Origin of the sequence: Anaplasma phagocytophilum, assembly GCF_023476575.1 — a bacterium.
GTDB classification, from domain to species: Bacteria; Pseudomonadota; Alphaproteobacteria; order Rickettsiales; family Anaplasmataceae; genus Anaplasma; species Anaplasma phagocytophilum_A.
The window spans coordinates 1-9960 of the sequence record NZ_JAHLEX010000039.1; the positions used below are offsets into that span (position 1 = coordinate 1).

The following is a 9960-nucleotide window of genomic DNA, read 5'->3' on the forward strand; positions in this document are numbered from 1 at the left end:
AGAATCATTTTTGGCAATTGAGTCTATCAGTCATCAAGTGCATTATTCATTTATCGCACTCCTTTACAGGAAAAACACATAGTAAACATCAGGTTGTTCGGTGGAATATATTTTCCTCAGCGTTCATTTGTTTTAATGACTCCCAAGTGAATGCATCATTTATCACAGAGGATCGTAAAAAGATTTTCGAGGAGGTGCATTCGATTTAGATCTTACGTAATAGGTGCATCACTGCACTTTAGGCCTGGATGTATTTTCTTTTCTGGAGTTTCTGTTCCGAATGCTTATCTGAGAATTATGATAGAATCTTACTCGCTGCCTTCAAGAATTTGCAGCAAAGTTTTAGCGACAAAATCACATTAATTCACAACACTGCAAAGAACTTCTCATATTGTAAGAAAGGTAACATCGCTGCACAGCTCCTGGCTCATCTTCTAAAGGCCATATTTTACAAAGTAAACTACACTTCAGTGCGGTAATTCATCGGTTATGTACAGTAGATAATTTTCTAGATTTCCCAATCATACTTTATATGGTATTCACATTGATTAAAGGACTCCTCACATATTTTTGTATATATTAGGTGAATTAGTATGAGGGTAGTTCTAAGGTGGCTAGTATATAGAGTCAGTAACGGTAATCGAATAGTATTTATCGATTTTTAGAGCAATAAAAACTCTTGAGTGGAAGGAGCATATCTCTATGCTTAACATTTAGACGCGTGACAAATGCTATCTGTCTTTGTATATACTTGTCTCACTTTGGATGTCTTATGAGAGTGACGTATCCTAATAAATATAAGCTTTTTAATTATTTACACCCATTTGGTAATGTGAGAGCGAGGATATAAAGTATGTAAGCTGTTGTTTTGAAAATATATGAGCGTACAATACTCCAATGTGTTTTTGTATTCCCTTTAGAAAAATTCTCTTCCATTTAGTAATATAAGTGCGAGTTTGTTAAGTACGTAACGCTATTGTTGTTCCAGACATTACAATATATCTGATATATGTATGTGCATACAGTGCTGCTATGCTGGCTGGGTTTTTGACCTAAGTTGGGTTAGGTTTTTTGCCAGAACGTGCTGAGGGGGATATAGTTCTTTCGATTGTTAAACGCGATGGAAGGCTTGTTTTCTTAATTAAATTTTTACTTGAAATCTTAATATTAACTCAGCAATCTTTGCTTTAAGTCATAGGTATGATATGTATAAGTAACCTACTGTATTTCACCATATATGTCTGCTACTCTGAGTGATTTTAAAAAATTTATGGATTTAGAGTAAAGTTGCTACTTTTGATGCATGCTTGTGCATCTAGATGCTTTGCTATTGCGTCGGGAAGCGAATTTTGCCCTTTTCTGCATAAGACCAGAAGGAGCAGCCCGCTCAGCCGCATCCTCCTTGACTTTAAGCAGAAGACTTATGTGAGCCTCACTCTGCGAATACAGGGCGTCTAGCACTACTAGTCTTCCTGGCAGTCCCTATTGAATCCTTTTCAGGCATCCTAGACTTGATGTAAGCATCAACTACTTGGTTAAGTTGATCCATATAATCCCTGAAAAAGTGATCTGCTTTTTCTATTATGCAATATTGCATATACTCACTTTTTATAGAAGCGCTTAGGCGCGCCGCAAGTTGAGACACTGCTGACTCTTCTGCAATGCTATCGTTATCGCCTTGAATTATCAGTCCTGGTACGGGACAAGGTGATAAGAAGGAAAAATCATATCTATTAGCTGGAGGTGATACTGCAACAAAGCCTTCAACCTCTGGGCGTCTCATCATAAGCTGCATTGCGACCCATGCACCAAACGAAAACCCAGCTACCCAAAATGAGGAAACCACGGGACTATTATTTTGTAACCAATCGGCAGCGGCTGCTGCGTCACTTAATTCTCCTACTCCCTTATCGAATACTCCGGCAGATTTTCCTATACCACGAAAGTTAATTCTTAACACGGAGAAGCCATTATTCGCAAACACCTTATAAAGGTTGTATACAATCTTGTTATCCATGCATCCGCCATATTGTGGATGTGGATGTAGTATTAATACGAGGGGGGCATCAGCATCTCTTCCTCCTGTATATCTTCCCTCTATCTTTCCAGCAGACCCATTGAAAAAAACTTCACGCATTTTCATTTACCCAGAACTTCAGTTATTCAACACCACACTATATATTAATAAGTAAAAACCTACTTGACATGAGGTATGTTATTCATTACCACTGTGCAACATGGGGATGCTAACCAAAAAGTTGCTGTATACCAAAGGTTTTTTTGACTTTGCTCTATACATGGAACTTCTAGAGTACATTTTTTATTATCTTGAATTATGAGGTTGTCGTGTTGATGACGACGCGTTTGCGTTATGCCGTTATGTTCATGGTTGGTTTAGTGCAAAAGGAGTGTTCTGGTTACGGCAAACCGAAACGTGCATCGGTGATAGCGGATTCGCAGTCGCTCTCTGAAGGATACTTAGAGCGCGTCATTTCACATCTTAAAAGCAGGGGATTAGTAAAACCAACTAGGGGGCCTGGAGGAGGGTACTCTCTAGGTATGTCACCAGATCGCATAACCTTGGATATGCTGTTAGATTCCGTGGGAGACAAAGTTAAAATGGTCAGATGTGATTCAGACGGGAATACTGGGTGTATATCTTCCTATGTGGGGAAGTGTAATAGTCACGACCTATGGGAAAGTATGGAAAAGTACATGATGCACTACTTTGCTAATACTACAATACTTGATGTGTTCAATAATACGCTTAAGGAATTGGGTGGTGGCGGAAATTATATTTATGCCGATGATAATGCCTCTTCAGAAGTGTGCCAGCAGGTTCGGCACAAGTTAGGTAATGCGCTATTATTTGGTAATTTCTATAATCCTTCAACAGTTTATGGCTTAGGACAAAAGGCTAGAAGTTTAGTGGAAGACGTGAGGCGAGTTGTTGTTGAAGCACTTGATGCTAGAGGTTATGAGGTGGTCTTTACTTCCTCTGGAACAGAAGCAAACAATCTCGTGTTTAATAGTATAAACGGCAGGCATATAATTTCAGCAATAGAGCATCCATCAGTGATGAATGCAGCAGTGGATCCGGTGTTGATATCGGTAACAGGAGATGGTGTTGTTTCTTTAGAATCGCTAGAGGAAGCTTTGAAGTCAGGCGATAGCAAAGGAAGCCTTATATCTGTTATGTTAGCTAACAACGAGATTGGTGTAATTCAGCCTCTGAAAGATGTTGTGAATATTGCACATAGATATGGCGCTGTTGTGCATACTGATGCTATCCAGGCGTGTGGGAAGATACCTATAAGCGTGTTGGATATCGGCGCAGATTTCGTAACTATTTCTTCCCATAAAGTTGGAGGAATTGTGGGTGCTGGTGCTTTGCTTTTCAACAGCAAAAAGGTGGGTATCGTTCCAATGTTACGCGGCGGTATGCAGGAGAAAGGGTTACGTGCTGGTACTGAGAACATTCCAGCAATTTACTCTTTGTCTATAGCGTTGGAAAATCTAAAAGATCGCCTGGAAAAGATGTCTAATGTTGCTAATATGCGTGATTTGCTTGAAGGGAGGATAAAGGAAATGGTTCCAGAATGCACAATTTGGGGTTCGGGAGCTGATAGGTTACCCAACACAACATGCATATCAATGCCGGGTGTGAGCAGCGAAACGCAACTTATAGGGTTTGATAGTAACGGTATAGCGGTTGGTGTAGGGGCGGCGTGCACTAGTGGGAAAATAGGAAAGTCAAAGGTATTAGAAGCACTGGGGGCAAGTGAAGACGGTGCTAAGAGTTCTATTAGGATAAGTTTAGGCCCTGAAGCGAGCAGTGATCAAATAAATAAAATTATCGAATGTTGGTATAAAATCTACAGTAATTTTCACTCGCTGAGTTGAGTTGTCCTGTAGGCAGTTGAAGGTGTACTATGAAAAATAATGAGGATAGGGGAGTAAAGCTTCCTGTATTTTTTGATTATCAGGCAACTACTAAGCTTGACGATAGGGTTCTTGAGGCGATGATCCCATATTTTCAGCAGTTTTCTAATCCACACTCGCGTAGTCACTGTTATGGTTGGAGAGCGGAGTCTGCAGTTGAGATTGCTAGGGAGCAGGTTGCTCAGTCTATCGGTGCAGATCCTAAAGAAGTGATTTTTACATCAGGAGCTACGGAGTCTAACAATTTAGCAATTAAAGGAGTAGCGCGCTTCTATAAGAATCGTGGTAATCACGTAGTTACTGTCAGCACTGAGCACAAGTGTGTTTTAGATTCATGTCGTCATCTGGAGACTGAAGGGTTTGAGGTTACATATTTAGGCGTCAAGAAAGATGGTCTAATAGATTTAGAAGCTCTAAAAGAGGCTATCAGAAAGGATACTATATTAGTATCAGTTATGATGGTAAATAATGAGATAGGTGTTATTCAGCCGATCCGTGAGATAGGAGAAATATGCAAGAGTGAGGGAAGGGACGTATTTTTTCATACTGATGCAGCGCAAGCTTTTGGAAAACTGCTCATAGATGTTAATGAGATGCGCATAGACCTTCTAAGCATCTCTGGGCACAAGATATATGGTCCAATGGGGATAGGAGCATTATATGTACGCAAGCGTAATCCTAGAGTGAGGCTAGTGCCACTGTTAAGTGGTGGTGGTCAAGAGCGGGGAATGCGTTCTGGTACTGTGCCTACTCCTTTAGCTGTAGGCCTTGGTGAAGCAGCGAGAATCGCATTAGAAGAGATGGATTCTGAGTCTGAGAGGATAAAGAAGTTGCGCGATGTGTTATATGAGAGGATAATGAACGGCTTACCTAACGTTGTCTTGAATGGAAGTTATTCTAGCAGGATAGCTGGTAATTTAAATCTAAGCTTTTCGTATGTTGAGGGAGAATCGCTGATAATGTCTGTCGGTGATTTGGCTTTGAGTTCGGGTTCTGCATGCACGTCGGCTTCTCTTGAGTCGTCGTATGTACTGCGTGCGTTAAATGTGGAGCAAGATCTAGAACACTCTTCCATTAGGTTTGGTATAGGAAGGTTTACCACATTGGAAGATGTGGAGCGTGCAGCTGATCTTATCATCAGCAGTGTGCGCAGGCTAAGGGATATTAGTCCTTTATGGGAGATGGTGCAGGAAGGTACTAACCTGAGTACGATTAAGTGGGATGTATAGTAAGTAGAGGTTTTTATGAGTTATAGTGATGCTGTATTAAATCGCTGCAAGGCTCCTCAGAATGTGGGTTCGCTACCTAAGGATGATATTTCTGTTGGTACGGGCTTAGTGGGTGCGCCGAGTTGCGGTGACGTTATGAAGTTGCAAATTAGGGTTGACGAAAACGGTAAGATAGTCGATGCCAAGTTCAAGACCTTTGGGTGTGGAGCGGCAATAGCAGCGAGTGAATTGGCTACCGAGAGGATAATGGGTAAGACTATAGATGAGGCATCTTTGTTGAAGAATACTGTTCTAGTAAAGGAGCTTTCTCTTCCTCCTGTAAAGATACATTGTTCTATATTGGCTGAAGATGCTGTGAAGGCTGCTATTAATGATTATCGTAAGAAGCAAGAATCGGTAGGCAATTAGTATGGATAACAGTGCTGTTCAGAATATGGATGGTAAAGACAGGGAGGTTCCTGTTGTTATTACTGATGCTGCGCTTCGTAGAATGAAGGAATTGCTGCTTGCGAAGGGGGATGGAGCAGAGAATGTTGCGATACGTATATTGATCAAGCAGAAGGGGTGTTACGGTCTGAAATATCACATAGAGTATGCTTATGATGTAAGACCACTGGAAGTGAAGGTAGAAAAAGTCATTGATGAGTTCGGTGTTACTATACTCATAGAGCCAAAGGCTATGATGTTCATCCGTGGCACTGTGATAGACTATTATAGCGATAAACTGTCGTCAGGTTTTACTTTTAAAAACCCCAATGAAAAAGGAAGATGTGGGTGTGGAGAAAGTTTTTATGCCTGATGATTATTTTGCCCTACTTAATCTGGGGGATATGAGTTTTTCCATTGATCTTACGCTTTTAGAGAAGAATTACATAGAAATACAGAGAAATTCTCATCCGGACCGTTTTTTCTTTATTAAAGACAAAGAATCCGCTGTAAGGCACATTACGAAAGTTAATAAAGCTTATTTGGTGCTAAAATCACCTATAGCGCGCGCGGAATACATATTGGCGGAGAAGGGAGTTAAGTTAAGCGCGGAAGATCGCAAAAAGATTGTCGAAGAGGTATTTGATTTAGATTTCACGGAAGCAGGGGTACATGAAGCTGTAGGTGAGTGTTGGAAGCTTGTAGAGAATGCTTTTACTTCTGGTGATATGTATGTAGCTGCAATGCAAGTTGAGAAGCTAAAGTACTTAAAGGGCGTAGAGAGGGGGACGAAAGGATGCAGTTAGTGGATATAGTTGAGCCAGATGTTCCCAATGCGGATAGTGTGGCATTTGGTATAGATTTAGGGACAACGCATTCGTTAGTAGCCAGGATGGAAAATGGGCAAGTGCGGATATTTCAAGACGCATCTGGAAGGTGTTTGATACCATCTATAGTTGAGTATTGTAATCAAGAAGAAGTTAGAGTTGGTCATGATGCTGCTGCCTTTTCTATACGTTCTATAAAGCGCTTGATGGGAAAGAGTATTAGTGATGTGGGGAGTTCATTTTCTGGTATTCCTATTGAAGAGCATAATGGTAGTATAGCTCTGGGGGTTGGCGGAAAGGGAGCTACTACTCCGGTAGAGATTTCTGTAGAAATTCTTAAATATCTCAGTTCTATTGTTAAAGATGCGATAGGAGAGGAAATAAAGCGCGCTGTTTTAACCGTTCCGGCATATTTTGATGAGGTAGCAAGAAAGGCTACTAGAGATGCTGCTACCAGGGCTGGTATAGAGGTTATTAGGTTGCTAAATGAGCCCACGGCCGCGGCTTTAGTATATGGTGAGAAGATAAAGAATGGTGAGATATGTTTAATATATGATCTTGGGGGAGGTACATTTGATGTATCTATAGTAAAGATGCATGACGGGGTGATGCAGATCGTTGCTACTGGAGGCAATACTAATCTCGGAGGTGATGATATTGACTACCTATTGGCTGAATTGGTTTTGGGAAAATATAGGGCATCATGTTCTATAAGTTCTGGTGAGATCTCATGGAGTTTGTTATTAGATGCTAAAAAAGCAAAAGAAGAGGTTAGTGCTGCTGGTGGTGGCAAGTATAAATTTCGGATTGGCGATGCGGTATTTTTTTGTGCAATCTCTCTAGACGAGTTTTCTGAGATCGTTGATAAGGTTCTTTCTAAGACCTTGGAAATAGTAAAGGGTACGATGATTGATGCTAATCTTGTGCCTTCAGAGATTGCGCGGGTAATTTTAGTAGGGGGGTCTTCTCGGCTTCCTCATGTAAAGTTACTGCTTGATAAGGAATTTCCAGGAAAGGTGTATGACGATATGGATCCTGAGAGTGTTGTGGTAACTGGGGCAGCGATACAGGCCTATAATCTCTCGAATCCTTTATCGGGAACGAAGGGAGGGGTTTTAGTAGATGTTGCTCCGCTTTCATTGTCTATTGAAGTTATGGGAGGAATAGCGGAAGTTCTAATTCCTCGTAATACGCCAGTTCCTACGTTAGTTTCTCAAGAGTTTACCACCTATGTTGATGGGCAGACCTCTATTAGTATTCACGTATGTCAAGGGGAGCGTGAATTAGTTTCTGAAAATCGCTCTTTGGCAAAGTTTGATTTTGAGGTGTTGCCGTTGCCTGCTGGTGAAGCTAGGATTAGGGTCGAATTTCGTGTTGATATGGATGGTCTATTGACTGTATCAGCGCAAGACAATGTTAGGGGTATAGAGAAGAGTGTGGAGATAAATTCTTTGTATGGAGTCACGGAAACTGATATCGAGCAGTGTGTTAGGGATTCTGTAGAGAATTTTGATTCGGATATGCAGCTGAAGGAGTTGGGTCTTGCGAAGGCTGAGTGTACTCGTGTTTTAGAAAAGATTAAGGATATTATTGCTCTCGGTGGGTTATCTGAGGCTGTTTTGAACGATTTTAGGGAAATAATGCTACGTTGCGAAGCTGTTTTATTATCTCAAGATGTTGGTATGGTTCGAGATGTTAGTAAGCAGCTTAATGCAAAGATTGTAGATTTAAAGGAAAAAGAGGGGTAATATCTTAGTGATAGGCGACGATGATAGCGGCGTTATATTGTGGAGTGCGGTGGTATGCCATTAGTAACTTTTGTTTCTCCAGATGGGACAAGAAAAACCTATGAGGCACTTGAGGGAGAGACTCTTTTAACTCTGGCTCATAGAAATAAGATTGACTTAGAAGGTGCGTGTGAGGGGTCTATGGCCTGTTCTACGTGTCATCTTATAGTAGCTCCCGAGTGGTATAGTAAGGTTGAGCAGTGCAATGAGTTGACGGATGAAGAGAACGACATGCTTGACTTAGCATTTGGTTTGACGGAAACATCTAGATTAGGATGTCAGGTGGTGATGACTAAGGAGCTAGATGGTCTGTGTGTGATCTTGCCGGGTGAGACGCGTAATGTCTCTTTTGATAATAGAGAGTAAGCTAGAGCATAACTTTAAGGAGAAGAGGGCATGTTGAGAGCTGTCAAGTGGACTTGTTTTATAATCTTGTTGTTGGGTGTTCTCGTGTCTGTAGGTGTGTTTTTTGGAGCTCGTATTATAAGGGATATTAGCGGAGATTTGTTGCGTTCTGTTAAGGAAGTTAACTTGGGAGTTACCTCATTTGATTCTGTTGATTATGGAGACATTAAAATTACTCTCTCGTATTCTTCTGGTGCATTATTAGAGGATAATAAGAGGCGTTTATTTCCATTAGTTAATGTTTTAGTTGAGGATTTTGTAGCTGTTGTAGGGGGCGTTCGGCTGGAGATTGATAATGTTGCGCTGTCGTATGATCTTATAGGTGGGGCTGCGAGCGTGTTTTTGCCGAACACTGGGGCGGTGCGTATTGCAATACTGTTAGGAGAAGAGGCTAGTCATCAATGTAATGTTGGTGCGATGCTTTCGTTTGAGTTGCGTGACAATATATTCTTGTACTCTATAAAGCGGTTGTTAGGTAATGGAGAGGGATTTGCTAACGAGATAGTTGCTGTTCGTTATCTCGATAATGTTGGTGTTCATTGTGTCAATGAGGATACAGGAGAAGATATACCTGTATACAGTAGTGCACAGTTTGACTTTGATGTTATTGGTGATGAAGAGGTAAAAGCAAATATTGAAGTTTCTGCTAAGGGTGCTAATTCAGATTTTTTGTCTTTTAGTATACGAGACCTTCTGTTGCATCAATATAAGGATGATAGGCGTGTTGATATTGATATCACTCAGTTTAGATTATGGCGTAGTGATTTTGGTATGTCATTGAGGGGTGGGGTATCTTTTGCTAGTGAGTGTGTCTTTGACTCATTTCGTTCTTGTGGGTTAGATTTGCTTTTAGAGGTGCAAGGTTATCAGAATTTCTTAAAGTTTATGTATGAAGTTGCGGAAGGAGCTTCTGGTCCGGAAATCGGCTTAGATAGTTCAGATGTGAGGAGAGGAGTTGATGCTCTAAGTGCAGCTATTGGTGTTGCGGCTACTTTCGAAGAGGAAAATGATTCTATGACTTTATCCGTAAAGTCAGAAGGTAATGAACTTCGCGTAGGAAAAATTAATTCCGATGAGTTTACCAAAGAGATTTTAGATGCTCTGGCTAAGGATGTTATAGCTGCTGAGTTGCCTTCTGTAGTAAGTGCTTTAGGTTAGTGTGGGTAAAAAATAGTTACCGCAAAATTTGGAAGATTTGCATGTGAAGATTTTAGCGCAGATTGATGTGCTTATTGTATAGCGTGAGTAATGCCATTCTGACGTTCTCGTAGTAGTTGGAGCATTGAGTGAGTCCTCTAAGATTATTTTATTAAGTATGAAAGAAGAGCTACAACATATACCTTG

The 9960-nt window shown here is 40.9% G+C and carries 9 protein-coding genes; 8 read left to right on the forward strand and 1 reads right to left on the reverse strand.

Translation table 11 applies throughout. The features are described from left to right. Positions 1 to 1432: 1432 nt before the first annotated feature. Complete coding sequence (locus KPX09_RS02780; protein ID WP_249548864.1) at positions 1433 to 2137, reverse strand: alpha/beta hydrolase; 705 nt, start codon at positions 2135 to 2137, stop codon at positions 1433 to 1435. 209 nt (positions 2138 to 2346) lie between these two features. Between KPX09_RS02780 and KPX09_RS02785 the strand changes: the two genes are divergently transcribed. The 8 genes from KPX09_RS02785 to KPX09_RS02820 are packed head-to-tail and all read left to right on the forward strand — an operon-like array spanning position 2347 to position 9774. Then, entirely contained in the window at positions 2347 to 3903 is a 1557-nt protein-coding gene (locus KPX09_RS02785) for an aminotransferase class V-fold PLP-dependent enzyme (RefSeq protein ID WP_249548865.1), read from the forward strand. Between the two features lie 29 nt (positions 3904 to 3932). Beyond that, positions 3933 to 5171 (forward strand): IscS subfamily cysteine desulfurase, encoded by a 1239-nt coding sequence (locus KPX09_RS02790; RefSeq protein WP_249548866.1) that lies wholly within the window; start codon positions 3933 to 3935, stop codon positions 5169 to 5171. 15 nt (positions 5172 to 5186) lie between these two features. Next, the gene (gene iscU, locus KPX09_RS02795; protein WP_249548868.1) at positions 5187 to 5579 is read left to right on the forward strand and encodes a Fe-S cluster assembly scaffold IscU; all 393 of its coding nucleotides are present in this window, start codon (positions 5187 to 5189) and stop codon (positions 5577 to 5579) included. Between the two features lies 1 nt (position 5580). Continuing rightward, positions 5581 to 5970: a HesB/IscA family protein gene (locus KPX09_RS02800; protein WP_249548870.1), complete on the forward strand. Its 390-nt coding sequence runs from the start codon at positions 5581 to 5583 to the stop codon at positions 5968 to 5970. Continuing rightward, positions 5948 to 6403 (forward strand): Fe-S protein assembly co-chaperone HscB, encoded by a 456-nt coding sequence (hscB, locus tag KPX09_RS02805; protein ID WP_249548873.1) that lies wholly within the window; start codon positions 5948 to 5950, stop codon positions 6401 to 6403. The genes KPX09_RS02800 and hscB overlap by 23 nt, the downstream gene beginning before the upstream one ends. Continuing rightward, complete coding sequence (locus KPX09_RS02810; protein ID WP_249548877.1) at positions 6394 to 8172, forward strand: Hsp70 family protein; 1779 nt, start codon at positions 6394 to 6396, stop codon at positions 8170 to 8172. The genes hscB and KPX09_RS02810 overlap by 10 nt, the downstream gene beginning before the upstream one ends. Positions 8173 to 8226: 54 nt before the next feature. Then, entirely contained in the window at positions 8227 to 8577 is a 351-nt protein-coding gene (locus KPX09_RS02815) for a ferredoxin family 2Fe-2S iron-sulfur cluster binding protein (protein WP_249548879.1), read from the forward strand. A 30-nt stretch (positions 8578 to 8607) separates the two neighbouring features. Beyond that, positions 8608 to 9774 carry a hypothetical protein gene (locus KPX09_RS02820; protein WP_249548881.1) on the forward strand — a complete coding sequence of 389 codons (1167 nt, stop codon included), beginning with the start codon at positions 8608 to 8610 and terminating at the stop codon, positions 9772 to 9774. The last annotated feature ends 186 nt before the right edge of the window (positions 9775 to 9960 follow it).